23 protein-coding genes are annotated in these 26,164 nt (G+C 72.1%); 12 read left to right on the top strand and 11 right to left on the bottom strand.

What is annotated here, in order from left to right; genetic code table 11:
* Nucleotides 1-43: 43 nt before the first annotated feature.
* The 5 genes from sigM (at nt 44) to ACQEVC_RS08925 (ending at nt 5,084) form a co-directional block, all read left to right on the top strand.
* Nucleotides 44-808 carry an RNA polymerase sigma factor SigM gene (sigM, locus tag ACQEVC_RS08945; protein WP_432891189.1) on the top strand — a complete coding sequence of 255 codons (765 nt, stop codon included), beginning with the start codon at nt 44-46 and terminating at the stop codon, nt 806-808.
* Nucleotides 805-2,010 carry a hypothetical protein gene (locus ACQEVC_RS08940; RefSeq protein WP_432875022.1) on the top strand — a complete coding sequence of 402 codons (1,206 nt, stop codon included), beginning with the start codon at nt 805-807 and terminating at the stop codon, nt 2,008-2,010. Before sigM ends, ACQEVC_RS08940 begins: the two co-directional genes overlap by 4 nt.
* A 183-nt stretch (nt 2,011-2,193) precedes the next feature.
* Nucleotides 2,194-3,150, top strand: a complete 957-nt coding sequence (trxB, locus tag ACQEVC_RS08935; protein WP_318399826.1) for a thioredoxin-disulfide reductase — start codon at nt 2,194-2,196, stop codon at nt 3,148-3,150.
* A 35-nt stretch (nt 3,151-3,185) separates the two neighbouring features.
* Nucleotides 3,186-3,509 (top strand): thioredoxin, encoded by a 324-nt coding sequence (gene trxA, locus ACQEVC_RS08930; RefSeq protein WP_130461256.1) that lies wholly within the window; start codon nt 3,186-3,188, stop codon nt 3,507-3,509.
* A gap of 405 nt (nt 3,510-3,914) precedes the next feature.
* On the top strand, nt 3,915-5,084 hold the full coding sequence (locus ACQEVC_RS08925; RefSeq protein ID WP_432875017.1) for an N-acetylmuramoyl-L-alanine amidase: 1,170 nt from the start codon (nt 3,915-3,917) through the stop codon (nt 5,082-5,084).
* Nucleotides 5,085-5,124: 40 nt separating this feature from the next.
* Here the strand turns inward: ACQEVC_RS08925 and ACQEVC_RS08920 are convergent, their stop codons facing one another.
* Nucleotides 5,125-5,784 (bottom strand): GNAT family N-acetyltransferase, encoded by a 660-nt coding sequence (locus tag ACQEVC_RS08920; RefSeq protein WP_432875015.1) that lies wholly within the window; start codon nt 5,782-5,784, stop codon nt 5,125-5,127.
* Nucleotides 5,785-6,295: 511 nt separating this feature from the next.
* Here ACQEVC_RS08920 and ACQEVC_RS08915 point away from each other — a divergent pair.
* Both ACQEVC_RS08915 and ACQEVC_RS08910 read left to right on the top strand, forming a co-directional pair.
* The gene (locus ACQEVC_RS08915; protein WP_432875012.1) at nt 6,296-7,609 is read left to right on the top strand and encodes a PLP-dependent aminotransferase family protein; all 1,314 of its coding nucleotides are present in this window, start codon (nt 6,296-6,298) and stop codon (nt 7,607-7,609) included.
* 8 nt (nt 7,610-7,617) lie between these two features.
* Nucleotides 7,618-8,649, top strand: coding sequence for a D-alanine--D-alanine ligase family protein (locus tag ACQEVC_RS08910; RefSeq protein WP_432875009.1), 1,032 nt, complete (start codon nt 7,618-7,620; stop codon nt 8,647-8,649).
* Nucleotides 8,650-8,775: 126 nt separating this feature from the next.
* Here ACQEVC_RS08910 and ACQEVC_RS08905 read toward each other — a convergent pair whose 3' ends face one another.
* From ACQEVC_RS08905 to rpmH, 10 genes are all read right to left on the bottom strand, one after another.
* Nucleotides 8,776-9,585 carry a hypothetical protein gene (locus ACQEVC_RS08905; RefSeq protein ID WP_432875006.1) on the bottom strand — a complete coding sequence of 270 codons (810 nt, stop codon included), beginning with the start codon at nt 9,583-9,585 and terminating at the stop codon, nt 8,776-8,778.
* Between the two features lie 1,236 nt (nt 9,586-10,821).
* Nucleotides 10,822-11,853, bottom strand: a complete 1,032-nt coding sequence (locus ACQEVC_RS08900) for a ParB/RepB/Spo0J family partition protein (protein ID WP_432875003.1) — start codon at nt 11,851-11,853, stop codon at nt 10,822-10,824.
* Between the two features lie 27 nt (nt 11,854-11,880).
* Nucleotides 11,881-13,167 carry an AAA family ATPase gene (locus tag ACQEVC_RS08895; RefSeq protein WP_432875000.1) on the bottom strand — a complete coding sequence of 429 codons (1,287 nt, stop codon included), beginning with the start codon at nt 13,165-13,167 and terminating at the stop codon, nt 11,881-11,883.
* A gap of 748 nt (nt 13,168-13,915) precedes the next feature.
* A complete protein-coding gene (locus ACQEVC_RS08890; protein WP_432891186.1) occupies nt 13,916-14,554 on the bottom strand; it encodes an HAD family hydrolase in 639 nt (212 codons plus the stop codon).
* Between the two features lie 117 nt (nt 14,555-14,671).
* The gene (locus tag ACQEVC_RS08885; protein ID WP_432874997.1) at nt 14,672-15,610 is read right to left on the bottom strand and encodes a 16S rRNA (guanine(527)-N(7))-methyltransferase RsmG; all 939 of its coding nucleotides are present in this window, start codon (nt 15,608-15,610) and stop codon (nt 14,672-14,674) included.
* Between the two features lie 7 nt (nt 15,611-15,617).
* Nucleotides 15,618-16,322 carry a protein jag gene (locus ACQEVC_RS08880; protein WP_432874995.1) on the bottom strand — a complete coding sequence of 235 codons (705 nt, stop codon included), beginning with the start codon at nt 16,320-16,322 and terminating at the stop codon, nt 15,618-15,620.
* Between the two features lie 218 nt (nt 16,323-16,540).
* Nucleotides 16,541-17,596, bottom strand: coding sequence for a membrane protein insertase YidC (gene yidC, locus ACQEVC_RS08875; protein ID WP_432874992.1), 1,056 nt, complete (start codon nt 17,594-17,596; stop codon nt 16,541-16,543).
* Nucleotides 17,593-17,856, bottom strand: a complete 264-nt coding sequence (gene yidD, locus ACQEVC_RS08870; protein ID WP_346262372.1) for a membrane protein insertion efficiency factor YidD — start codon at nt 17,854-17,856, stop codon at nt 17,593-17,595. The genes yidC and yidD overlap by 4 nt, the downstream gene beginning before the upstream one ends.
* A gap of 26 nt (nt 17,857-17,882) precedes the next feature.
* Nucleotides 17,883-18,314 carry a ribonuclease P protein component gene (gene rnpA / locus ACQEVC_RS08865; protein WP_432874990.1) on the bottom strand — a complete coding sequence of 144 codons (432 nt, stop codon included), beginning with the start codon at nt 18,312-18,314 and terminating at the stop codon, nt 17,883-17,885.
* 35 nt (nt 18,315-18,349) lie between these two features.
* The gene (gene rpmH, locus ACQEVC_RS08860) at nt 18,350-18,487 is read right to left on the bottom strand and encodes a 50S ribosomal protein L34 (RefSeq protein WP_318399805.1); all 138 of its coding nucleotides are present in this window, start codon (nt 18,485-18,487) and stop codon (nt 18,350-18,352) included.
* 766 nt (nt 18,488-19,253) lie between these two features.
* Between rpmH and dnaA the strand changes: the two genes are divergently transcribed.
* From dnaA to ACQEVC_RS08835, 5 genes are all read left to right on the top strand, one after another.
* Entirely contained in the window at nt 19,254-21,329 is a 2,076-nt protein-coding gene (gene dnaA, locus ACQEVC_RS08855) for a chromosomal replication initiator protein DnaA (protein ID WP_432874987.1), read from the top strand.
* Between the two features lie 756 nt (nt 21,330-22,085).
* Nucleotides 22,086-23,219: a DNA polymerase III subunit beta gene (gene dnaN / locus ACQEVC_RS08850; RefSeq protein ID WP_432874984.1), complete on the top strand. Its 1,134-nt coding sequence runs from the start codon at nt 22,086-22,088 to the stop codon at nt 23,217-23,219.
* 26 nt (nt 23,220-23,245) lie between these two features.
* Nucleotides 23,246-24,118, top strand: coding sequence for a phosphogluconate dehydrogenase (NAD(+)-dependent, decarboxylating) (gene gnd / locus ACQEVC_RS08845; RefSeq protein ID WP_432874981.1), 873 nt, complete (start codon nt 23,246-23,248; stop codon nt 24,116-24,118).
* Between the two features lie 3 nt (nt 24,119-24,121).
* Nucleotides 24,122-25,297, top strand: a complete 1,176-nt coding sequence (recF, locus tag ACQEVC_RS08840; RefSeq protein ID WP_432874978.1) for a DNA replication/repair protein RecF — start codon at nt 24,122-24,124, stop codon at nt 25,295-25,297.
* A complete protein-coding gene (locus ACQEVC_RS08835) occupies nt 25,287-26,039 on the top strand; it encodes a DUF721 domain-containing protein (RefSeq protein WP_432874972.1) in 753 nt (250 codons plus the stop codon). Before recF ends, ACQEVC_RS08835 begins: the two co-directional genes overlap by 11 nt.
* Nucleotides 26,040-26,164 lie beyond the last annotated feature (125 nt).

The following is a 26,164-nucleotide window of genomic DNA, read 5'->3' as shown; positions in this document are numbered from 1 at the left end:
CGCCACAGCGCCGGCCACGGACGTGTCGAACCCGGTTGACGGGGTGACCCGCCCCGCCGGCAGTGCATGGCCCGGCGACCCGGAGCGCAGCGACGCCGAACTGCTCCGGGCACACGTGGACGGCGACCGGGACGCCTTCGCGACCCTGTTCCACCGGCACCGGGACCGCCTCTGGGCGGTGGCGCTGCGTACGGTGACCGACCGGGAGGAGGCGGCGGACGCCCTCCAGGACGCCCTGCTCTCGGCGCACCGCTCGGCGGCCCGGTTCCGGGGCGAGGCCGCCGTCACCACCTGGCTGCACCGCATCGTGGTGAACGCCTGCCTCGACCGGATCCGCCGTCGGCAGGCTCATCCGACCGTGCCGCTGCCGGACAGCAGCCGCCCGCTCGACACCGCCCGGTGGCAGGGTGGCGTCGAGCCGGCCGCGCCGGCCACCGACCACGACACCACGCTCGTCGTACGGCAGGCGCTCGCGGAACTTCCGGTCGAGCAGCGGGCCGCGCTGGTGCTGGTGGACCTACAGGGCTACCCGGTCGCCGAGGTGGCCGAGATCCTCGGCGTCGCCGAGGGCACCGTGAAGAGCCGGTGCGCCCGGGGACGGGCCCGACTCGCCGTCCTGCTCGGCCACCTCCGACCGGCGGGTACCGGCCGCGATCCCGCGCCGAGCCCCAGGGTGCCGTCGGTCACCAGCGGGAACCTCGGCTCCGGTGGCGGCGTCCGATCAGAATCGATCCGGCTCGGGGCGGACAGGCAGGTGGCACCGGACCGGCGTGGTGGTCGGACCGACCAGGACCAGGAGGAATCGTGACCGGGGGCCAGTTCCGGGAGGTCGATCTCGACCTGCTGGCCGACTATGTCGGTGGCGCGCTGGACGGCACCCCGGACGAGGTCGAGATCGCCCGGCTGGTCGACCAGGACCCGGCCTGGGCGGAGGCGTTCGCCGACCTCACCGCCGGCCTGGACGCGGTACGCCTCGACCTGGCGGGCTTGGCCGCCGCGCAGACCCCGATGCCGCCCCTGGTGGTCGACCGGCTCAGCTCGGCGCTGGCCGGCGCTGCCACCCCCGGCACCTCCGACCCGGCCGCCGCCGGCCAAGAGCAGCCTGCCGAGGCACCGGACGACGTTCTGGCGGCGTCGGCCGACGAGCCGGACGACGCCTCGGACGAGCCGGTCGATGCCGCGGCACCGGGTGCCGGTACCCGGTCCGGTGCCGTCCCGGACTCCGGGCCCGGGCCGTCGGGCGGGTCTCCGTCGGGCGGACCGACGCGGCCGGGCGGCCGGCCCCGTCGACACCAGCCCGGCGTACCCGCGCAGCCCGGCGGCGGGCAGCGTCCCGGCCGACCGGGTCGGCGGCGGCGCTGGACGCGACGGATGGCCGGTCCGATCCTGCTCGCCACCGTGGTCGCCGGCTTCGCCGGGTTCGCCGTCAGTGGTCTCGTGGACGGCGGCGACAGCGCCGGTGACCAGACCGCCGGCACGGCGATGAACTCCGGCGAGGACGCGGCCGCGCCGCAGGTCCTCGGCTCCGGCCCGCCCCGGACGGTGGTGGAACCGTCCGCCGAGCGGGTCCTCTCCACCGGCACCGACTACACCCCCGACTCGCTGCCGGACACCGTCTCCCAGCTCACCAAGCAGGCCGCCCCGACCACGCCGGCCACCCAGTCCGCGCCGCGGAACCGCAGTTCCGGCCCGGTGCGGGAGGACGCCGCCCCGGCTGCCAGCCCCTTCTCGGCCGCCGGCGCCTCGCCGTGCTGCCTGCCGACGGGGGCCGGCAAGGCGCTGGAACGCCTGGCCGACCGGTCCGTACTCGCCGCCTGCCTCGACGCGATCGCAACGGCCCACGCCCAGGGCCCGGTCGCGGTCGACCTGGTGGACTACGCCACCTTCCAGGGCCGGGCCGCGCTCGTCGTCGTCTTCACCGACCGCTCGGGAGCCCGCTGGGCCTGGGTGACCGGCCCGAACTGCGGTTCATCCGCTGCCGACCTCATCTACCAGAGCCGGGTAGGGTGAAACAACGCCTCATCGGCTGTTTCGTCGACGCAGTGACATGACCCACCGGATGACCGGCTCGGGAATCCCCGGTTCGTACGATGACGTTCTGGCTTGCAGGTGCCGGTGCCGTACGTGGCCGGCGCTCGGACCGCCGTCGGCGCCTGGCGTCGGTGGCGCAGAGACACACATCGGGAGACGGCAGTGGACGAGGTCCGCAACCTGATCATCATCGGCTCTGGGCCGGCCGGTTACACCGCGGCGGTCTACGCCGCGCGCGCCAATCTCAAACCGCTGGTCATCGAGGGTGTGCAGTCCGGTGGTGCCCTGATGACCACCACCGAGGTGGAGAACTTCCCCGGCTTCGCGGACGGCATCATGGGTCCGGAGCTGATGGACTCGATGCGCAAGCAGGCCGAGCGGTTCGGGGCCGAGTTCGTCACCGACGACGTGACCCGGGTCGAGCTGGTCGACACCGGCGTACCGGGCGAAGGCAGGGTGAGCACGGCGTACGTCGGAGAGACGGCGTACCGGGCGAAGGCGGTCATCCTGAGTACCGGTTCGGCCTGGCGACCGCTGGGTGTGCCGGGCGAGCAGGAATATCTGGGGCACGGTGTGTCGTCCTGTGCCACCTGTGACGGCTTCTTCTTCCGCGGCCAGGAGATCGTGGTGGTCGGTGGCGGCGACTCGGCGATGGAGGAGGCGACCTTCCTCACCAAGTTCGCCAGCAAGGTGACGATCGTGCACCGCCGCGACGAGTTCCGGGCCAGCAAGATCATGGCGGACCGGGCACTGGCCAACGACAAGATCCACGTCGAGTGGAACAGCGTGGTCGAGGAGGTGCTCGGCGACGACGGCAAGGTCTCCGGGGTACGCCTGCGCAACGCACACACCGGCGAGGCCAAGACGCTCGACGTCAGCGGCGTGTTCGTGGCGATCGGCCACGACCCGCGCAGCGAACTCTTCCGGGGCCAGGTGGAGCTGGACGACAGCGGCTACGTCAAGGTCGAGGCGCCGAGCACCCGGACCAACATCCCCGGCGTGTTCGCCGCCGGTGACCTGGTCGACCACACCTACCGCCAGGCGATCACCGCGGCCGGCACCGGCTGTGCCGCCGCCCTCGACGCCGAGCGGTTCCTCGCGACGCTCGACGAAGACTGAACACCAACGCACGAAGCAACCCCCGAGGAGGACTAGTGGGAGCAACAAGCGCCGTCACGGACGCCAACTTCGCCAGTGACGTGCTGCAGTCCGATACGCCGGTACTGGTGGACTTCTGGGCCGAGTGGTGCGGGCCGTGCCGCAAGGTCGACACCCTGCTGGAAGAGATCGCCGGCGAACTGGGGGACAAGGTCCGGATCGTCAAGCTCAACATCGACGACAACCCGGAGACGGCCCGTGCCTACCGGGTGCTGTCGGTGCCGACCCTGACGATGTTCAAGGGCGGCGAACCCGTCCAGTCCATCGCCGGGGCCCGCCCCAAGAGCGACCTGATCAAGCTCATCGAAACGGCGCTGTAGCGCACACCACCGAAACGCCGACGCGCCCGTCTCCGGATCCTCGGACGCGGGCGCGTCGGCGTTCCGACCGGCGGGACCGGCCACCGGTCGAGACTGATCCGCCACAATCGCGGCCGGCACGCGTCGGGCACCGGCCGAGCGGGTATATCCCCAGCTCATCAGCGAGGTTGGCCGGATACCGTACGGTCAACGACGGGCGGGGGCCGGAGCGCCACGGTACGCTCCGGAAGCGTTCCTCCTCGCGACGGTGGGCCGGCGCCACCGGCCCGGATCTCCGTCGACCGGTCCACCGGGGCCGCCCGGAGGAGCCACGAACCGTCCGCCGCCGGACCGGTCGCAGGGCCGATCCGGCACACCGCCCGACAGCCGGGCAGTCAACCGCAGGCACGCAGAGGGAGGTCGTCCGTGCGTCCGATCCGACGTGGTGACCGGGGACGTGCAGTCACCGAGATCCGAGCCGTCCTGGTCGGGCTGGGCCTGCTGCCCGCCGGTGGGCCGCCCGGCGCCGACGAGTTCGAGGCGGAGACCGAGCGTGCGGTACGCGCCTTCCAGCAGGACCGTGGGCTCAGCGTCGACGGTCAGGTCGGCCCGGAGACCTGGCGGGCGCTGGACGCGGCCCGCTGGCGCCTCGGCGCCCGTACCCTCTACCAGGCGATTCCCGACCCGCTGATCGGCGAGGACGTGCGTACCCTCCAGGAGCGCCTGCTGGAGATGGGCTACGACGTCGGTCGCGCCGACGGCGTGTACGGGGCCCGGACGGCCCGCGCGGTCGCCCAGTTCCAGCGCGAGGTCGGGCTCCCCCCGGACGGCGCCTGCGGCCCGCACACCATGAACGCGCTGCGCCGGCTCGGTCGCAAGGTGGTCGGCGGCCGGCCGACCCTGCTCCGCGAATCCGACGCGTTCCGCCAGTCCGGTCCGAACCTGGTCGGCAAGGTCATCGTGGTCGACCCCGGTCACGACCCCTTCGATCCCGGGTTCGTGGTGCAGGACGGCGCGATGCGGTGGACCGAGGCGGACCTCGCCTACGACCTCGCCGCCCGGCTGGAGGGCCGGCTCGCCGCCGCCGGCATGCGGGTGCACCTCACCCGGGGCCCGGCGCCGGCCGCGCCGCTGGCCGACCTCACCCGGGCCGACCTGGCCAACGAACTCGGCGGTGACCTGCTCATCTCGCTGCACATCGACGGGCACGCCAACCCGGAGGCGGAGGGGGTCGCCACCTACCACTACGGCACCGCCAACGGGGTCACCTCGAGCGTCGGTGAACGGCTGGCCGGGCTCGTCCAGCGGGAGATCGTGGTCCGGACCGGGCTGCGCAACTGCCAAACCCACGCGAAGACGTGGGAGCTGCTCCGGCTGACCCGGATGCCGGCGGTACGCGTCGACGTCGGCTACCTCACCTCACCCACCGACCGGGCCCGACTGATCGACCCCCGGTTCCGGGACCGGGTGGTGGACGCCATCGTCGCCGCGGTGCAACGGATGTACTTCCCGGTCGAGGAGGACGTGCCGACCGGCTCGATCGACGTCAGCGAGCTGCGGGCGATGGTGGCGGCCGGCGCCGCCGCCCACGACTGACCGACTGCCGCGGGCTCGGTGAACCGTCAACCGTCAACCGTCAGCCGGCGGCCGAGCGGGTGGCGGGGCGTACCGGGCGGAGCAGCCCCTCCGGGCTCATCGAGCCGAGCAGCTTCTCCAGCGCGTACTCGACGTCGGACTTCCAGGACAGTGCGGTACGCAGCTCCAGCCGGAGGCGGGGAAAGCGTGGGTGGGGACGTACCGTCTTGAAACCGACGGAGAGGAAGTAGTCGGCCGGGGCGACACAGCCGCCCGCGCCCTCACCGGCGTCGCCGAACTTCGCGTCGCCGAACGCCTCGATCGCCTTGATGCCCCGCTTCGTCAGGTCCCGCGCGACCCCCTGGACGAGCATCCGGCCCAGCCCGCCACCGGCGAAGGCGGCGATGATGTGTGCCGTGGTCAGCAGTGCGGCGTCCGCCGAGACCGGCGAGGTGGGAAACGCCATCGACCGGGGAACGTAGGCCGGCGGGGCGTACATCACGAATCCGGCGGGCATACCGTCGACGTACGCGAGCTTTCCGCAGGAGCCCCATTCGAGCAGCGTCTGCGAGACCCAGGCTTCCTTCTCCAGGCCGGGGTCGCCCGCCTCGCGGGCACGTTCGGCCGCCACCGGATCCAGTTCCCAGTAGACGCACCGCCGGCAGGGCCGGGGCAGGTCTTCGAGAGTGTCGAGGGTCAGACTGACCAGACGTCGCGACATCGGCGCATCCCCACAAATCGTCCCGGAGGTCCAAAGACCGCAAATACCGCCATCTCCGGTCCCTACCCCCAACGAGCGATCGTACGCCGGAACCTCCCGGCTCGGGAGAGGACGGGTCGACTACGCACCGTTCCGCCGGGTCAGTCGGTGACCGGGCAGGTCAACCGGTCCGACATGTGGACGGGACCGCCGGGCCGAGGGCCTTACCGGGTGATCGGGATTACGATCGACCGACGAGCGCCGACCGGCGGAGTTGCCGGACAGCCCCACCGACCCGCCCGCACGGCGGGGTCGAGCGGACCGGGACGGAGAGCGGGCGCGGCGTTCGAGGTGCCGAGGGCGCCCGGGCGGGATCAAACGACCTGTTCCGGGAATGCGTTCGGTGACCGTCGCGGCCATCATGGGGGAGGCACGACGAGCGCAGGGAGGCGGGATGAGCGGGCGCGGCGCCGCCATCCCCCGGCCCGGTCGCGGACGTCGTGACGAGGAGAGAGCACAGCGAGGAGGCGGCATGACCGGCACGACGCTGGACGACTACACGGACCGCTATGCCCGGCGGGTACGCGGGATGACGGCATCGGAGATCCGGGCCCTCTTCGCTGTCGCCAGCCGTCCGGAGGTCGTCTCGTTGGCCGGCGGCGCACCGTACATCGCCGCGTTGCCGCTGGACGCGGTCGGCGAGATGCTCAACAAGCTCGCCGCCGACCAGGGCGCGAGCACCCTGCAGTACGGCATCGGCCAGGGGACGCTGGAGCTGCGGGAGCGGATCTGCGAGGTGATGGCGCTCTCCGGCATCGACGTCGGCTGCGGCGCCTCCCCGGAGGACGTGGTGGTGACGGTCGGCGGGCAGCAGGCGCTGGACCTGGTCGCCCGGCTCTTCCTCGACCCCGGCGACGTCGTACTCGCCGAGGGGCCCACCTACGTCGGCGCGCTCGGTGTCTTCCAGAGCGCCCAGGCCCAGGTGGTGCATGTCCCGATGGATGCCGACGGACTGATCCCGGAGGCGTTGGAGCTGGCCATCGCCGAGGTCGCCCGCTCGGGTCGACGGGCGAAGTTCCTCTACACGATCCCGACGTTCCAGAACCCGGCCGGCGTGACGCTGAGCGAGGAACGCCGGGAGCGGGTGCTCGACATCTGCGAACGGGCCGGCCTGCTGGTGGTCGAGGACGACCCGTACGGCCAGCTCGGCTTCGACTGCGAGGCGCCGCTGCCGCTGCGGGCGCGCCGCCGGGACGGCGTGTTCTACCTGAGCACCTTCTCCAAGACCTTCGCCCCTGGGCTGCGGGTGGGCTGGATCCTGGCCCCGCACGCCGTACGCGACAAGCTGGTGATCGCCAGCGAGGCGCAGATCCTCTGCCCCAGCGCCTTCGCCCAGGCCGCCGTCACCACCTACCTGTCGACGATGCCGTGGCGGCAGCAGCTCAAGATCTACCGTGAGGTCTACCGGGAGCGCCGGGACGCCCTGCTCGACGCGCTGGCCGACTACATGCCGGCCGGCACGAGCTGGACCGAGCCGGGCGGCGGCCTCTTCGTCTGGGCGACCCTGCCGGACGGCTTGGACGCCAAGGCGATGATGCCGCGAGCCATCGCCGCCCGGGTCGCCTACGTACCCGGCACCGGCTTCTTCGCCGACGGCACCGGGGCGGGTCACATGCGGCTCAACTTCTCCTTCCCGCCGCCGGAGCGGATCCGCGAGGGCGTGCGCCGGCTGGCGAGTGTGATGGAGCAGGAGACCGCGATGCGCGAGGTCTTCGGCACCGTGGCTGCTCCGTCCCGCCGTCGTGGGCAGGCCGGCGCGGACGTGCCAGGTCCCGACTTGGCATGATCTCCGGCATGGGTACCCACTCTGCCGACGATCCGCTGCTCGCCGCCGAATGGCCGGACCTCGTACCACGGGAGGCCACGGCGGAGCTGCGGGTACTGGTACTCGCCGGAGGACTCTCGTACGAGCGGGACGTGTCACTGAAGTCCGGTCGACGGGTACTCGACGCGCTCCGCTCGGTAGGCGTGGAGGCGGAACTCCGGGACGCCGACGTCTCGCTGCTGCCACTGCTCCGGGAGGATCCCCCGGACGCGGTGGTGATCGCCCTGCACGGGTCGACCGGAGAGGACGGCTCGCTGCGCGGCGTACTCGACATCTGCGACGTCCCGTACGTCGGCTGTGACGCCCGGTCGTCCCGACTGGCCTGGGACAAGCCGTCGGCGAAGGCGGTGCTCCGCGAGGGCGGCATCCCCACCCCGGACTGGGTGGCGCTGCCGCACGACCGGTTCTCCGAACTCGGCGCGGTGGCGGTGCTGGACCGGATCGTCGACCGGCTCGGACTGCCACTCATGATCAAGCCGGCCCAGGGCGGCTCGGGTCTCGGCGCCGCCGTGGTCCGGGATCCCGGCGCGCTGCCGGCGGCGATGGTCGGCTGCTTCGCGTACGACTCGACGGCGCTCGTCGAGCGCTACGTACCCGGAATGGACGTGGCCGTCTCGGTGGTCGACCTGGGCGACGGCCCGCGTGCCCTGCCCGCCGTCGAGATCGTCCCCCGCAACGGCGTCTACGACTACGCCGCCCGCTACACCGCCGGGCTCACCACCTGGCACGCCCCGGCCCGGTTGTCGGCCACCGCGGCGGCCCGGGTAGCGGAAACCGCCCTCGCGGCCCACTCCGCGCTCGGGCTCCGCGACCTGTCCCGGGTGGACCTGATCGTGGACGAGGACGACCGGCCGCACGTGCTGGAGGTCAACGTCTCGCCGGGCATGACCGAGACCTCGTTGCTCCCGCTCGCCGTGAACGCCGCCGGACTCGACTTCGGCGAGCTGCTCCGTACCCTGGTCGCCCGCGCATCCCAGCGCCGTACCCTCGGCCGCTCCTGACCCACGCCGCTCGCCGGCTCCGCGCACTGGCCCACCCGCCGGGCGCCGACGACCCGCGCGTCGTGCCCGGCACCGGGCGGGACCGTGCGCTGGTCGAGGAGCGGTGCCTCGTCGTCGCCCGGCTGGTTAGTAGGCCCGGGTGGCCGGATCACCGGGTGACTCGCGGCGGGCGCCCGGATCGGTGGCGTCCGCCGAGTCCGCCGGCTCCGGTATCCCCGGCCCCGCCTCCGCCTCGGTCACCGTCGGCGTAGCCGGGGGTGGGGAAGCGGCGGCCGGCTCGGTCGACGTCGCCGAGCCGGTTACCGGTGCGGTGACGGATGCCTCCCTGGCGCCCTGCTGGGCCAGGCTCGACGGCGCCTGCCACTGGATGCGCGGCGGCTCGGCCAGCGGACGTCCGCCGAACTCGGCGAGCCAGGCTGCCACCAGCGCGAGATTTTCCCGCCACTGTGCTTCGGGAATCGGAGGCAGGATGTGGTCCCACAGGGACAGGAAGGTCCCGCGCAACTGGAGCCGCCCGTACGGCCGCGCCAGGAACCACAGGTGCAGGTGTGCGGCGCCGTCACCCCAGCGGTTGACGTGCACCCGGGCGACCCCGTCCAGGGACCGTACGGCCCGTTCGAGCCGTACCGTCATCACCCCGAGTTCGGCAGCGAGCAGGTTGGGCAGGTCGCCCAGGTCCAGATGCGAACGTGATTCGAGGATCAGCACCATCGGCAGCCCGGTCGGCCGGTCCATGGCGCGTACCCGCCAGCGTTCGCTGACCCAGATGTAGGCGTCGTCGGGAGCGTTGCAGGAGTGACACTCGCCGGAACCCTCGCCCTTGCGCGGCGGCTCGACCGCCACGGGCTCGTCGAGTTGCTTGACCCGGAACTCGCCTTCGAAGGGGAACGAAGGCCACCTGGTGAAGTCTGGTACAGCGGGAGGGGTGTGGGGCACGACGCTGACCCTAACCGAGTTCGGGACCGCTGTCCCTACCCTGTTTCGGCCGCCGATCATCGCCGTCCCGGCGGGGCATCCGTACCACTTCCGCCGTCTGCTGGACGAGGCACGGGCGACTCGAATCGCTCCCGGTACGGCGGCATCGAGCCGGCTCGCAAGGGCAGGTTCCCTGGTCTCCGGCGCACCGTCCTCCGGGCCGGCTCCGCCACCAATATGGGCCCTCGCGGGCGAATTTCACCACCGTCATCCACAGGCCCACACCGCGTTCCACGCGCTGTTTCACGTGAAACGGGGGGTGCCTGTGGACAACCCCTGTGGATTACCTCTCGCCCATCTCCGGACCCGCCTCTCATCCCATCCTCGTCCGCGCTGTGTCCGTCCGCGGACCCCCGAGCGGACGGTGGAAAAGCGGGGTGAGGAGTGCCCGTCACGGCGTCGCGCTGGCACCCGCCGAAGCAAGCCGCTAGGGAACAGATCCGGCCCGGGACACGCAACCGCCTTCCGGGACCGCTGGGATCTCCACAGCAGCGACAACTCCGCGAGGTCGGGGGGAAGGACGGCGCCGTGTCGGCTGCCCCGCCCAGCCGACATCCGGCGGCGGTCCACGCCTACGGCGAGCAGTACTCGAACCGCGATCGCAGGTACCGGACGAGGCGGAGAAGCAGCGCCACCGACCCTGAAGGAGATGGCGACACCTGGGGGCCTGTCCCTGGACCGGCTCAAGCAGGACTCGCCGGGCGCCTACCGGCTACTGGAACAGCAGACCCCGGGGCGCGTTGCAGCCGAATCCATCCCCGCCGGCAGACCCCGTCCCCCGCGTCTTGGCGGTCGACGCCATCCGTCCACATCACCCGGCATCCGCCGAGAGCGGAAGGGCGAGAGCGGAAGGGCGAGAGCCGAGAAACTGCGCCCGAGAGCGGAGCCGAGAGCGGCGACTGAGGCTCGCGGCGCCCGCACCATCGACGCGCGGCTCGGCCTTGCGCACGGCAACTCGCCGGTCCTCAGACCCTCGCCGTCGCCGCAAGTCCCGGAGATGAAGCGGTCGCGCCCGCGCAACGGCGGCTGGACGTCCGCCCGCTCCGGGTGCGCTTGTTTCACGTGAAACCAGCGCACCGACTCCCCGGATCGATGACGGAAATGGCCACCACCCCGATCCAAGTCGGGGTGGTGGCCAGTCGCGCGCTGTCGACCGGATCGCCCGCCCTCGCCCGAACGGCGGGCGCGGGCCTGCGGTCAGACCGACTCGTCGGGTTCGGCGTCCGAGCCTGTCATTCCAATGAGGCCGACGATCCGCTCAAGGTCGTCCACCGTGGCGAACTCGATGGTGATCTTCCCCTTGTTACGCCCGATGTCGACCTTGACTCGGGTGTCGAACCGATCCGACAGCCGGTCCGCGAGATCGGTCAACCCCGGGGCGTGCACCTTGGCGCGACGCTTGGCTGGGCTGGGGCGACTGGGGGAGGTCTCGGTCAGCTTCACGACCTCCTCCGTGGCCCGCACCGAAAGCCCTTCGGCCACGATCCGCCGGGCGAGTTCCTCCTGCGCTGCCGAACTTTCCAGGCTGAGCAACGCCCGGGCATGCCCGGCGGAGAGCACTCCGGCGGCCACCCGCTTCTGCACCTCGGCAGGGAGGTTCAGCAGCCGGATGGTGTTCGAGATCTGCGGACGACTGCGGCCGATCCGGCGGGCCAGCTCCTCGTGCGTCGCGCCGAACTCTTCCAGGAGCTGCTGATAGGCGGCCGCCTCTTCCAGCGGGTTGAGGTTGGCCCGATGGATGTTCTCCAGCAACGCGTCCCGGAGCATCGCGTCGTCCCGGGTGTCCCGGACGATCGCGGGAATGGACTCCCGACCGACCGCCTGCGCCGCACGCCAGCGGCGTTCGCCCATCACCAGCTCGAACCGCTCACCGGGAAGCTGGCGTACCACGATCGGCTGGAGGAATCCGACCTCCTGGATCGAGAGCTTGAGTTCCTCCAGGGCCTCCTCGTCGAAGACCTGCCGTGGCTGCTTCGGGTTGGGCACGATCGCGTCGAGCGGGATCTCGGCGAATCGGGCGCCGGGTACGGGCGCCAGTTCCGGCCCCGTCGGCTGCACCGGAGTCGAGGGCACCGGCGCGGACCAGGAGGATTCGCCGGGCAGCGACTGCGCGGCCTCCGGTCGACCGGCTGGAGGCTCCGCCGTCGCCACCCCGGCCGCTGGTTCCGGTGTTGTGGGAATCAGCGCGCCCAGTCCACGACCCAACCCGCCCCGCGGACGGTTCTTCATGCCACGCCTCCCGACGCATCAACCGAGCTATGCATTGCGGCCAACAGACTCTTTGACCCCGCGCATGGCGATCTCCTGGGCCGCCTCGAAGTAACTCGTGGCGCCCCGCGAACCGGGATCGTAGGTCATCACCGACTGGCCGTAGCTCGGAGCCTCCGACACCCGCACGTTGCGCGGAATCACCGCCTGCAGCACCTTGTCGCCGAAATGGTTCCGGACGTCCTGCTCGACCGCGTCCGCGAGCCGGGTCCGCCGGTCGTACATGGTGAGGAGGATCGTCGAGACCTCAAGGGTCGGGTTCAGGTGCTGCCGTACCAGGTTGATGTTGTTGATCAGCTGATTGAGGCCCTCCAGCGCGTAGTACTCGCACTGGATCGGGATCAGCACCTCTTGGGCGGCGCAGAGCGCGTTGACCGTGAGCAGGCCGAGCGAGGGCGGGCAGTCGATGAAGACGTAGTCGAACTGCGCCGGGTGGCCGGCGATCGCCCGGGCGAGACGGGACTCCCGGGCTACCACCGAGACCAACTCGATCTCGGCACCGGCCAGGTCGATGGTGGCCGGTACGCACCAGAGGTCGGGAATCCCCTCGACCGACTGGGCCACCTCGGCCAGCGGTACGTTGTCGATCAGGCAGTCATAGACGTCCGGTACGCCGGCGTGGTGCGGCACGTTCAGTCCGGTCGAGGCGTTCCCCTGCGGGTCGAGGTCCACGACGAGGACACGGTTGCCGTGCAGCGCCAGAGCCACCGCCAGGTTGACCGTGGTGGTGGTCTTGCCGACGCCTCCCTTCTGATTCGCGACACACATGATCCGTGGCCGGTCCGGACGCGGCATCGTCACCTCGCCGCTCGGGTTCAGGATTTGCACAGCGCGCATTGCCTCCATTGCCAACGGGGGATCGTCCTGTTCGCGCGACGGGGTTTCACGTGAAACGTACGCGTCGGACGCGGCGTCCTCGGGGAAGGTCTCGGGTACCGCCGACGGCGTGTCGGCCGGAGACTCGGGCTCGACGGCCGGGCGCGGGCCCAGACCCGCGCCGTCAGCGCGGGCCGGTGCCGGCGAACCGACCGGAGCCGCCGGAGCCTCAGCGCTGACAGGCGGCACAACCGGCACCTGGGCGCCGGGGCGTGGGGCCGTCGACTGCGGCGGTACGTCCGGCGGCGCCGAGAACGTCGGTGCCGCCGCCCGCCCGGCCGGCCTCGGGTGCTCCGGGCCGTTCCCGGACTGGTCCGGCCCCGGTCCGGGTACCGGCTGGCGGGGCAGATCCGCTGTCGCTCTCGGGCCGGATGCCTCTGCCGCGAACGGCGAACCCACCGGGGGGTATCCCGGCCCGCCGTGCCCGGGCTCACCGGGCGGTGGGGCGACCCGGGCGGTACCACGACTCGGACCGGATGGCGGTGCGGAGTCATACCCGGTCGGCTGGCCGTCGGAGCCGTCGTCCCGCCCCGGCGGCCGAGCCCGGCCGCTGGCAGACCAACCTTCATAGTCGGTTTCACGTGAAACATCGGCGCCGCCGGAGTGATAGCCCCCGGAGTCCGTCATCTCTGGATCGTCATACCTACCGTTGTCATGCACCGTGTCATCCCTGCCAGCTTCGGATGGTGTCGGCCCGGTCAGCGCCCATGCCCGCGCCTTGGGCGTTAGCGTGCGGTCCGGCAAGAAGCGGGGAAGGCCTGAGGCGCCACCCGCTGCCCGGTCTACACTATCGACGCGCGGTCAGCCTACGGCCGCTGGGCAATTAGGGCCACGGCTGTCCGTAGGATGAAAACCCACCGTTCCGGAGATCTGCCCCCGGGGACCGTGTCTGATCAGCGGATTCGACGCCTCGGCTCGACCGCCAACAATTGTGCCCGCCACACCGCCGCGTCGGGGTTCCCACGCCGCCCTGCCGCCACCCGATCCCAGGGACCGCGAGCCGCTCCCCAGAGCCACACCACGAGGGGATCGCAACCGCTACGACGGCCCGCGCCCGGACACAGCCGACGAAGGACGCGACGTATATCGGCGCCTATCGAAACAAGCCCTGGCTGGTTGTCGCTGCGACCTGCGGGAAACGTTTCCGTCAGAGTGCCGCCGACGCCTCACCGAGACGGTCCTGCCGACCGACGGCCGTCTGACGCTGCCAGGGCTGGGGTACGCGTACCGATGCCATCCCCGCCGCCGTCGCCGCCTGGATGCCCAACTCGGTGTCCTCGAAGACCAGACAGGACTCCGGAGGTACGCCCAGCAGGCGGGCCGCGAGCAGAAAGCCCTCCGGATCCGGCTTGGCCATCGTGTAGTCCTCGGCACAGACCAGCACGTCGAACTTCTCCAGCAGGTCGAGCCTCTCCAGGGAGGCGGTGACCGACTCCGTGGTGCTGCCGGACACCACGGCGAGCGGAAGCCGCCGGTGGGCCCGGTCGATGTGTTGCCGCACCTCGGGTACGGCGGTGAGGCGCGGCAACAGTCCCCGGTAGAGATCCTCCCTGCGGCGGGCGACCACCTCCGGCGGCATGGCGAGACCCTGCCGCTCGTTGAGCGTGGCGATGATGTCGACCACCGTCCGCCCGCCCCAGGCGTAGAAGAGGTCCTCCGGGAAGTCGCACTCCCACTCCGCCAGCGCCTGCTGCCAGGCGACGTAGTGCAGTGGCATGGAGTCGGCGATGGTGCCGTCGCAGTCGAAGAGGTACGCGCGGAACTCGCCGGACGGCAGGGGCAGCATCACCGGCACAGGGTATCGCCGGCACGCTTACCGCCGAGGCACCGAACCGGTACGCCCGAAGCCGCGCAACTGGGTACCGCGGGTGAGCGGCCACCGCCGCCCGCCGGCGCGAGGGAACTACCGGGCCGCACCGCCCCGCCGACCGCCCGAGGCACCCGGGCCAGCCGGTCGACCGGCGCGCTCCCGGACCACCTCCACAACGGTGGTCGGCGGGTCGACAACTCCGAGGCCGGCCTGCCGGACGACCGGTGCCGACCCACCGAGCCGGCGTACCGTCTCGGCGTGCTCGGCCACCTCCTCGGCGGCACTGGCTCCCTTGAGTGCCAGCAGGCGCCCGCCGGGCACGGCGAGTGGGAGACACCAGCCGGCGAGCCGGTCGAGCGGGGCGACGGCCCGCGCCGTCACGACGTCGGCCGGCACCCGCAACTCGGCCGGAAGGTTGGCCAGATCCACCGGCCCGCCGGTGCCGACCGGAAGCGGGACGTCGGGGTCGACCGGAAGCGGGCGGCTGGACGGGCCGCTTCGGCCGGCTCGCCGCCGCCGACCAGCGGCACTCTCACGCCGGCTCGCGGCAAGTTCCTCCGCCCGGGCCCGGACCACGGTCACGGTGTCCGCGAGGTCGAGTGCGGTGACCACCTCGGCCAGGAACACCGCCCGCCGGGCCAGCGGCTCGACCAGCGTGACGGCCAGGTCCGGCCGGGCGATCGCGAGGACGATTCCCGGAAGCCCGGCACCCGAGCCGACGTCCACGACCGAGGCACCGACCGGCAGGAGTTCCGCCACCGCGGCGCAGTTGAGCAGGTGCCGGTCCCAGATCCGGGGAGTCTCCCGGGGGCCGATCAGGCCGCGCAGCACGCCGGGGCCGGCCAGTAGTTCCGCGTACGCGGCCGCGAGCGGAAGCCGCTCCGCGAAGAGGGTACGGGCCGGCTCGGCAAGTTCGGCCGGGAGCGGTACGGCCGGCGGCGGTACGGCCGGCGAGCTGTCGCCTCCGGCCCGGACAGCCGACGGCCCGGGCGGCGGTTCGCCACCCGGGCCGGAAACGGATCGGTACGTCATCGACCGCTCAGTCGACCGGGCGTACGACGATCCGGCGGTTCGGCTCGACGCCCTCGGACTCGCTCTCCACCCCGGCGATGGCGTTCACCACGTCGTGCACGCACTTGCGCTCGAAGGCGGACATCGGCTCCAGCCGGACGGCCTCGCCGTGCTGCTTGACCTTCTCGACCGCGTTCTTGGCCACCGCGGAGAGCTCCTTGCGGCGGGTCGCCCGGTAGCCGCCGACGTCGAGGAGCAGCCGGCTGGGCGATCCGGTCTGCCGGAACACGGCGAGCCGGGTCAGCTCCTGGAGCGCCTCCAGGGTGGCGCCGCGCTGCCCGACCAGCGCCTGCAGACGCCCGCCGACCACCTCGACCACGGGTCGTCCGGCGGAGACCAGCTCGTCGATGTCGCCGTCGTAGTCGAGGATGTCGAGCAGCCCTTCGACGTAGTCCGCGGCGATCTCGCTCTGCCGGAACAGGTCGGCGTCGCTGGTCGCCCCGGCCGGCTTTCCACCGTTGCTGGCCTGCTCGACCTCGTCGCCTTCCTCGTCGCCCTCCTCGTCGTCGTCCACGTCGTCCACGTCGTCGTCCTGCCCCGGACCGGCGTCCGCGACGTCCCCGGCAACCGCAACGGCCTCGGTGGTTTCGGCGTCCGCGGGCGAGCCCGCCGGCAGGACCGGGTCGGTGTCGCCGATGGGCTGCTCGGCGCGCGGAATACTGGTGTCGGTCACCGTCTCATCTCCGTACTCTCTCGGCCGGACCGTACGGTCCCGCTGGTTTCCCGGGCCCGGCGGGAGATCGCCGAGTGCCACGGGCACGTCTGCACGGGCAACGGTGCCCGTCGTCACGGGGGCGCGGCGGATTCCGGTCCGGCGCCAGCGCTGGTGGCAGCACGGCCCGAAGTCCTACCGGGCCACCGACCGACAGTTACGGCCGGTGGCCGGTCGCGTCAACCCTGACGCTTCGCCGGACGCCCCTTCTTGGGGTTGACCGGCTTGGCGCCCGGCTTGGGGGCGAGCGCCTTGGTGTCGACGGCCGGCTTCTCCGGCTGCGCACCGTTGGCCTTGGACCGCCCGAACCGCCCGGCGGGCTTCGCCGGCTTGCCGGGCTGCACCGGGTTACGGGAGTCGGTCCCCCGCCGCCCGGCCGCGCCGCCGGCTCCGGTGGTACGCCGAGGGGCGGACTCGCCCGGCTTCGGCAGCCGTGGGGCGGTCTGCGGCGGCGGGTACTTGCGCAGCACCCACTGCTGCTGGCCGAGGGTGAACAGGTTGTTGGTGACCCAGTAGATGACCACACCGATCGGGAAGATCGCGCCGGAGACCAGCAGCGAGGCGGGGATGCCGTAGAGCATCAGCCGCTGGATCATGCGCTGCTGCGGGTCCTCGGCCCAGCCGGTCTTGAGGATCATCTGCCGGCTGGTCAGGTAGGTGGTGGCGATCATGATGGCTACCAGGACGCCGGCCAGGATCTTGACCGACGTGCCGCTGGCGTTCAGCCGGGCCAGCTCCGCCGCGCTGGAGCCGAACTTGCCGGCGATCGGCACGTCGAAGAGCCGGGCGTGGGTGGCGCTCTCGAACTGGTCGATCGTCCAGCCGTACCGGGTCTTGCCCTGGTTGGCCGGGTCCAGCCGGCGGAGCACGTGGAAGAGGCCGATGAAGACCGGAGCCTGTAGGAAGATCGGAAGGCAGCCCATCAGCGGGTTCGCCTTCTCCTTCCGGTACAGCTCCATCATCTCTTTCTGGAGCGTCTCCCGGTCACCCTTGTGCTTCTCCTGGAGGGCCTTCAGCTGGGGCTGGAGCGCCTGCATCGCCCGCTGCGACTTGATCTGCTTGACGAAGATCGGGAAGAGGATCACCCGCAGGGTGACCACCAGGAAGATGATCGCCAGGATCCAGGACCAGTTGGTGCCCAGGACCGCCCCCGCCGACACCCCGATGGCGTCCCAGGCGGAGTGCCACAGCAGCAGGATCCACGAGATCGCCCAGTAGATCCAGTCGAGACTCAATTCGGGGCTCCAGTCACATCGGCATGGCGGCGTGCGCCCGGCTCCGGCACCGGGTCATATCCACCGGGGTGGAAGGGGTGGCAGCGCAACAGCCGCCGGACCGCCAGGACGGCTCCCCGGAGTGCACCGTGCCGCGCGACCGCCTCCAGGGCGTACGCGCTGCAGGACGGGTAGAACCGACAGCGGGCCGGCAGCGCCGGGCTTATCCAACGACGGTACGCGACGATGGCTCCAGCCAGCACTCGGGCACCGAGTGTCATCCCGGGCGTACCGTCGGACGACGTCGTCATCGGGACCGCCGGGAGGACTTCCGGGGGGCGAGTGCCGCCGCGATCGCGGCGTCCAGGTCGGTGCCGAGCCGCGCGTACGCGGCGTCGGCGGCACCGGGCAGTGCGCGTACCACCAGGGTGCTGTCGGGCGGCAGGCCCGGCAGCCGGTCGCGGACCAGGTGTCGCAGGCGGCGCCGGACCTTGTTCCGGGCCACCGCGCCGCCCACCGCCTTGGACACGACGAAGCCGGCCCGGGCGGGCGCGGGCTCGTGTCCCGCACCGGCGCTCCGAACCGGCTCCGATGCCGTCGTGGTCGGGGAAGAAGTCGGCGCCGGCGTTCCGGCCGAATCGAGATGGACCACCACGGTTCCTCGACTGGCACGGCGCCCACCCCGGATCGCCGCGGCGAAGTCACTGCTGCGCCGCAGTCGCTGTGCGGCCGCCAGCACGACTGCCTACATCCCCGGACCGGCCTTGCCAGCCGTCAGGCCGACAGGCGGGTGCGACCCTTGCCACGGCGGGCCGAGATGATGGCGCGACCAGCCCGGGTGCGCATGCGCAGCCGGAAGCCGTGGGTCTTCGCGCGCCGGCGGTTGTTCGGCTGGAAGGTGCGCTTGCTCACGTCAGGCTCTCCGTCGTCGTACGCCCCGGTCGTGCGACAGCGGGGTCGTGTGATTGTCTGGCGTCGACCGCCGGGACGGCCGGGTGTCGATGCCGTCCAGGCATCAGCCACGGCCCGTGCCGGGCCGCGGTCAACAGTCTCCCATCACCCTAGCAGAGGGCGACAGAGCAACCGTTGGAGCCTACGCAGCCCGACAACGGCCGTCAAACGTCATGATCGGCACCCGGCTCGGCCGTGCTGCCGGCGCGGGGCTCCGGACCGTCGGGCGTCAGGCGTGGGTGTCGGGGACCATCCTCGGCGGACGGCCCGGCGCAGGCTTCGCCGGGCGGACGGCCCGGCCGGGGTATACCGGCGAAGCCGGTGCCCGACTCCGCTGACGCCACCCCGCCGGACGGGGTTTTCTCTGCTGTCGGCAAGGTCCCGGGGGGAGCCGACGGTTGAAGGGTTGTGGACAACGCTGTTAGCGTGCCCGATTGCACGTCAGCGTCAAGGGGTGGGGATGCCGCTGACGGGCAAAACCGGACAAGCTCGTCGATCGTTCGACAGATGAACCCGCGTCAACGCCGGTCGGGCCGGGGGCAGACGACACGGACGCCCGGCCGGGCGACACAATCGGTCGATACACAGGCTGTGGATAACCTGTGGACGGCGCCGGCACCCGCCGAACGCCGCGTCGTGCCTGTTCGAGCACGTCAGCAAGCCTGGAACGGTCGACTGGGACGGCAACGGCGGCCGGAGACGCAGAGGCGATGGGGGTGGCGCGACGGTGGCCGACACGATCGACCTTGGCGCGGTGTGGGCGGCGACGACCGAGGAACTGGCCGACGCGATCATCTCGGCCCAGCAGCGCGCCTATCTCCGGCTGACCCGGCTGCACACCATTATCGAGGACACCGCGCTGCTCTCCGTACCGGACGCCTTCACCCGGGACGTGATCGAGTCGCGACTCCGCCCGGCGATCACCGAGGCACTCTCCCGCCGGCTGGGCCGGGCCGTCCAGGTGGCGGTCACCGTACGGCCGCCCGAGGACGGCCAGGTGCGCCCGACCGGTACCGGCTATCCGGCCGGACCCGAACCGGCGGGGATGGCCGCGCCCCCGGGTTATCCCGGATCCGGCGGCCCGCCGGGCTATCCCGGCGGTGCCGAGCCGGCCGGCGGATACGACGGCGCCGACCCATCGGGAGGTGGCTACGCCGGCCCGGACCCGGCCGACGGATACGGCGACCGCGAGCCGGCCGGGTACGCCGACTCCGACCCGACCGGCGGGTACCGGGCCGAGCCGCTCCGCTTTCCCGGTGAGGCCGAACGCGAATACCCGGTACGACCGGAGCGGGAGTTTCCGGCCGGCCCCGGCCCGGAGGCACCCGAACACCGGAACCCGGTGCCGGACCAGACCGGCGGGCGCAAGCCCCCGACGTTCACCGGCTCGGCTCAGGTGCCGTCCGGCGCTGCGGGACGGCCCCCCGGGCGCCCCGACCCTGCCCGGGGCAACCTGATCCCGACCAGCCGGGACGGCCAGGAGCCGCTCTTCAGCGCGCCCTATCCCGAGCCGTACCGGCCGACCGCTCCGCACCAGGAGCGGCGGGGCTTCGACGAGCGGGGGACCGACACCGGCGACCTGGGCCAGTTCGGCGACCATCGGGCGGCGGACCGCCGCTACCACGACACCCGGGACGGTGCCGGACGGCTCGGCCCGGGCCGGGACGGCGGCCCGGACAACGGCCCGGGGCGGGGCGGCGGCAACGCCCTGCACCGGCCGGGTGGCCGGGACGACCGCCGGCCGGGCGGGGTCGGCGGGGCCGGGGACGTCGGCGGCAACCGGCTGAACCCGAAGTACATGTTCGAGACCTTCGTCATCGGCTCGTCCAACCGGTTCGCCCACGCGGCGTCGGTCGCGGTCGCCGAGTCGCCGGCCAAGGCGTACAACCCGCTGTTCATCTACGGCAGCTCCGGGCTGGGCAAGACCCACCTGCTGCACGCCATCGGGCACTACGCGACGACGCTGGGCAACGCCCGCTCGGTCCGGTACGTCTCGACCGAGGAGTTCACCAACGACTTCATCAACTCGCTCCGGGACGACAAGACGAGCGCGTTCCAGCGCCGCTACCGCGACGTCGACATCCTGCTGATCGACGACATCCAGTTCCTGGAGAACCGCGAGCGGACCCAGGAGGAGTTCTTCCACACCTTCAACACCCTGCACAACGCCAACAAGCAGATCGTGATCACCTCGGACCGGAAGCCGAAGGACCTGGCGACGCTGGAGGACCGGCTGCGTACCCGGTTCGAGTGGGGCCTGCTCGCCGACATCCAGCCGCCGGACCTGGAGACCCGGATCGCGATCCTGCAGAAGAAGGCGGCCCAGGAGCGGCTCTTCGCCCCGCCGGACGTACTGGAGTTCATCGCCTCCCGGATCGCCAACTCGATCCGGGAACTCGAGGGGGCACTGATCCGGGTCACCGCGTTCGCGTCGCTGACCCGGTCCCCGGTCGAACTCTCGCTGGCCGAGGAGGTGCTCCGGGACTTCATCCCGGACGGCTCCGGGCCGGAGATCACCGCGGACCAGATCATGATCTCCACCGCCGACTACTTCGGGGTGAGCCTGGAGGACCTGCGCGGGCAGTCCCGGTCCCGGGTACTGGTCAACGCCCGGCAGGTGGCGATGTATCTGTGCCGGGAACTGACCGACCTGTCGCTGCCCCGGATCGGCCAGGCGTTCGGCGGGCGCGACCACACCACCGTGATGCACGCCGATCGGAAGATCCGGCAGCAGATGGCGGAACGCCGCTCGCTCTACAACCAGATCGCCGAGCTGACGAACCGGATCAAGCAGAACACCTGACCGACCGAACCGGCGAGGGCCGGGTACGGGCCGACCCGGTCCGTACCCGGCCCTCGGTCGTGATCCGGGGCCTCCGGGGGCGATCGTCCGGCCCTCGGTCGTACACAGGGCCGCTCGTTGTACCCAAGCTGTCCACAGCCGGTTGTCCACCGCCGGTGGATAACCTCGGTTCGGCGTCGGACGGACAACCCACAACCTGTGGACAAGGGTTGGGGAAACGTGTGTGGACGGTTACCCACTGTCACATAGTTGTCCACCGCTCAGGGCGGGCTGTGTACGGGCTGTTGAAGGTTCTGGGGACGGTGCCTGTCGATCTCCGCCCGGCTGTGCCCACAGATGGGGAAAAGCCGGTGGGTAACCCGGTGGACGGCCGGTGGACAAGCGTGGAAAACCCCGCCGACGGCGGTGGCTGTGGATCGCGAGCCCGGTTTCGACCCCGGTTGTCCACACCTCGCACACCGGTGGAGAAGCCGCTGAGCTGCGTAAAGGCGACCCCTCCACAGTTTGCACAGCACCGATGAAGACGATTGAGTTATCTCTTCAAGAGAACAAAAACCAATCACCGGCGTTGGGCATGCTGTGGACTCTTTTTGATCCGTCGTACCCATGGGTCAAGATCTGCCGAAGTACCGGGGTCGGGCGCACAGCCGATGTGGCCGGGCCCTAAGGTGCGATGCAGGGCCGCACGGTTGGCGGGGCCGGAAGGCGACCGCCGGCATGAGACAGTTGTCGCTGACGTCGATCCGGAGGCATGGCATGAAGTTCCGCGTGGAGCGCGACGCGCTCGCCGACGCCGTGGCGTGGACCGCGAAGAGTCTGCCCAACCGTCCCTCGGTGCCGGTGCTGGCCGGCGTACTGCTCCGGGTCGGTGAGGGCGGGCTGCACGTCTCGGGCTTCGACTACGAGGTGTCCAGCCAGGTGACCGTCGACGTGCAGAGCGAGGCGGAGGGCGCGGCCCTGGTTTCCGGCCGGCTGCTGGCGGAGATCACCAAGGCACTGCCGGCGAAGCCGGTGGACATCGCCGCCGCCGGGGCCCATCTGGAGCTGGTCTGCGGCAGCGCCCGGTTCACCCTGCCGACGATGCCGGTCGAGGACTACCCGACCCTGCCGGAGATGCCGGGCAGCGCCGGCACCATCGACGCGGCCACCTTCGCCGCCGCGGTGGGCCAGGTCGCGATCGCCGCCGGCCGGGACGAGACGCTGCCGATGATGACCGGCGTACGCATCGAGCTGAACGGTTCGACCCTGTCGATGCTCGCCACCGACCGCTACCGGCTGGCGCTGCGCGAGATCGACTGGCGGCCGGACGACCCGGAGGTCAGCATCAACGCGCTGGTCCCGGCCCGGACCCTGCACGACACCGCCAAGGCCCTCGGGCCGCTCGGCGGCGACGTCACGATGGCGCTCTCCCAGGGCGCGGCCGGCGAGGGCCTGATCGGGTTCGCCGGCGGCACCCGCCGGACCACCAGCCGGCTGCTGGACGGCGCCAACTACCCGCCGGTGCGCTCGCTCTTCCCGGCCAGTTCCAACGCGGAGGCCAGGGTCTCGGTCGCCGCGCTCGTCGAGGTCGTCAAGCGGGTGTCGCTGGTCGGCGGCCGGACCACGCCGGTACTGCTCAACTTCAGCTCGGACGGCCTGGTCGTCGAGGCCGGCAGCACCGAGGAGGCCCGGGCCAGCGAGGCGATGGACGCCACCTTCACCGGCGAGCCGCTCACCATCGGCTTCAACCCGCAGTACCTGATCGACGGACTCCAGAACCTTGGCTCGGCGCTGGCGGTCTTCTCCTTCGTCGACGCCTTCAAGCCTGCGGTGATCTCGCCCTCCACCGAGGACGGAGAGATCATTCCCGGCTACCGCTATCTGATCATGCCGATCCGGGTCACCCGCTGATCGCACCGGTTCTGGAAGGAAAGTTCATGCAACTCGGCCTGGTGGGCCTCGGCCGGATGGGCGGCAACATGCGCGAGCGACTGCGCGCCGCCGGGCACGAGGTAATCGGCTACGACCAGAACCCGGCGCTGTCCGACGTGGCCAGCCTGGCCGAACTGGCCGAGAAGCTGGCCGCGCCCCGGGCGGTCTGGGTGATGGTGCCGGTGCAGTACACCGAGCCGACCGTCGACGGGCTGATCGAGGTCCTCTCCGCCGGAGACATCGTCATCGACGGCGGAAACTCCCGGTTCAGCGACGACCTGCCCCGGGCGGAGAAGCTCGACCGGCACGGCATCGGTTACATCGACGTCGGCGTCTCCGGCGGCATCTGGGGGCGGGAGAACGGCTACGGCCTGATGGCCGGCGGTGACGAGCAGCACGTCGGGCGGCTGATGCCGATCTTCGACGCGCTCAAGCCGGAGGGTGAGTTCGGCTTCGTGCACGCCGGGCCGGTCGGCGCCGGGCACTACGCCAAGATGGTGCACAACGGCATCGAGTACGGCCTGATGCACGCCTACGCCGAGGGCTACGAGCTGCTCACCGCCTCCGAACTGGTGACCAACGTGCCGGGCGTGTTCAAGTCCTGGCGGGACGGCACCGTGGTCCGGTCGTGGCTGCTCGACCTGCTCGACCGGGCCCTCGACGAGGACCCGGAGCTGTCCCAGCTCAGCGACTACACCGAGGACACCGGGGAGGGGCGCTGGACGGTGGACGAGGCGGTCCGGCTCGCCGTGCCGCTGAACGTGATCGCCGCCTCGCTCTTCGCCCGGTTCGCCTCCCGCCAGGACGACTCGCCCGCGCTGAAGGCCGTCTCCGCACTGCGCCAGCAGTTCGGCGGGCACGCGGTCCGCAAGCACTGACCGGTGTACGTCCGCCGGCTCGAACTGGTCGACTTCCGCTCGTACGAGCGGGTCGGGGTCGATCTGGAGCCGGGTGGGAACGTGCTCGTCGGCCCGAACGGGGTGGGTAAGACCAACCTCGTCGAGGCGCTCGGCTACGTGGCGACGCTGGCCAGCCACCGGGTCGCCACCGACGCCCCGCTGGTTCGGGCCGGCGCCGCGGTCGCGGTGCTCAGGTGCGCGATCGTGCACGACGGCCGGGAGCTGCTGGTCGAGCTGGAGATCGCCCCGGGTCGGGCCAACCGGGCCCGGTTGAACCGCTCGCCCGCCCGCCGGGCCCGGGACGTGCTCGGCGCGCTGCGGCTGGTGCTCTTCGCCCCGGAGGACCTGGAACTGGTCCGGGGCGACCCGGCCGAGCGGCGGCGTTACCTCGACGACCTGCTGGTCACCCGGATGCCCCGGTACGCCGCGGTCCGCGCCGACTACGAGCGGGTGGTGAAACAGCGCAACGCGCTGCTGCGTACCGCCTATCTGGCCCGGAAGACCGCCGGTGGGCGGGGCAAGGCCGCCCGCGCCGACGCCGAGCGGCCGGCCGAGGGCGGCGGTGACCTGTCGACCCTGGCGGTCTGGGACACCCACCTGGCCCGGCACGGGGCGGAGCTGCTGGCCGGGCGGCTGGAACTGGTCGCCGCGCTCGGCCCGCACGTGACCAAGGCGTACGACGCGGTGGCTGCCGGGCGGGGCGCGGCGTCGATCGCGTACCGCCCGTCGGTGGAGCTGCCCGACCCGGTGCCGGACCGGTCGGCGCTGGAGGGGGCCCTGTCGGCCGCGCTCGCCGAGTCCCGGCCGGCCGAGATCGACCGTGGCATGACCCTGGTCGGGCCGCACCGCGACGAGCTGACCCTGACGCTCGGCACCCTGCCGGCCCGGGGGTACGCGAGCCACGGCGAATCCTGGTCGTACGCGCTGGCGCTCCGGCTCGCCGCCTACGACCTGCTCCGCGCCGACGGCGTCGAGCCGGTACTCGTGCTGGACGACGTCTTCGCCGAGCTGGACAGCGGCCGCCGGGAACGCCTCGCCGAACTGGTCGCCGGAGCGAGCCAGCTCCTGGTCACCTGCGCGGTCGCCGACGACGTGCCGCAGGCCCTGCGGGGCGCCCGCTACGAGGTCTCCGATGGGCAGGTGTCCCGTGCCGACTGATCCACGGACCCCACGTCCGGCCCCGGAACCGCGCGGCTCCGGTGACGGCAGCGGCCGGGTCCGCGGCAGGCCGGCGGCGCGTTCCACCGCCGACCCGGCCACCCCCACCCCGGCCACCCCGGCCGAGCCGACACCGCCACCAGACGCGGCGCAGGCCGGAGACGGTGAACTTGCCGGTCCGGCGTTGGCCAGGGCGGTTCTCGACGCGGCGCTCGCGAAACGGAGAGCGCCCGGCCCGCGTCGGCGTACCTCTGGCGGAGCCGACCTGGACGCGGAGTCGGCGGCCGACGGCGCGGCAGGCGGGCCCGGCGGTGCCGGCTCGACCGCCGGTCGACCCGGCGGGCAGCGGCGCCGGCCGCGCGGCTACTCCGGCCCCGGGCCGGACCCCCGCGATCCGCAGCTGTTCGGTGCGGTGCTGGCCCGGCTGGTGAAGGCTCGGGGCTGGCAGCAGCCGGCCGCCGAGGCGACCGTCTTCGGCGCCTGGGAGCGGGTGGTCGGGCCGGACGTGGCCCAGCACAGCCGCCCGGTGAAGCTGGAGAACGGCGAACTCACGGTCGAGGCGGAGTCCACGGCGTGGGCGACGCAGCTCCGGCTGCTTGCCGGCTCGCTGCTGCGGCGGATCGCCGCCGTGGTCGGGCACGGCGTGGTTCGTCGGCTGCACGTGCACGGCCCGACGGCACCGTCCTGGTCGCGAGGTCCGCGGCGGGTGCGAGGACGTGGCCCTCGGGATACGTACGGCTGAGCCGGACCGACGGCACGCGCCGGGCGAACCGGCTGACCGCGAGCCGGCGCCGGCCGGCGGCGGAGCGGGCGGCCGGCAGCGCGAGCCGGCGCGGTGCGGGCCGGGCGGGCGCCGATTCGCGGCGG

The organism is Plantactinospora sp. CA-294935 (assembly GCF_050936445.1).
GTDB lineage: Bacteria > Actinomycetota > Actinomycetes > Mycobacteriales > Micromonosporaceae > Plantactinospora.
Note: the sequence above shows the minus strand (reverse complement) of the source record. Positions and strands in the feature narration are given on the sequence as shown.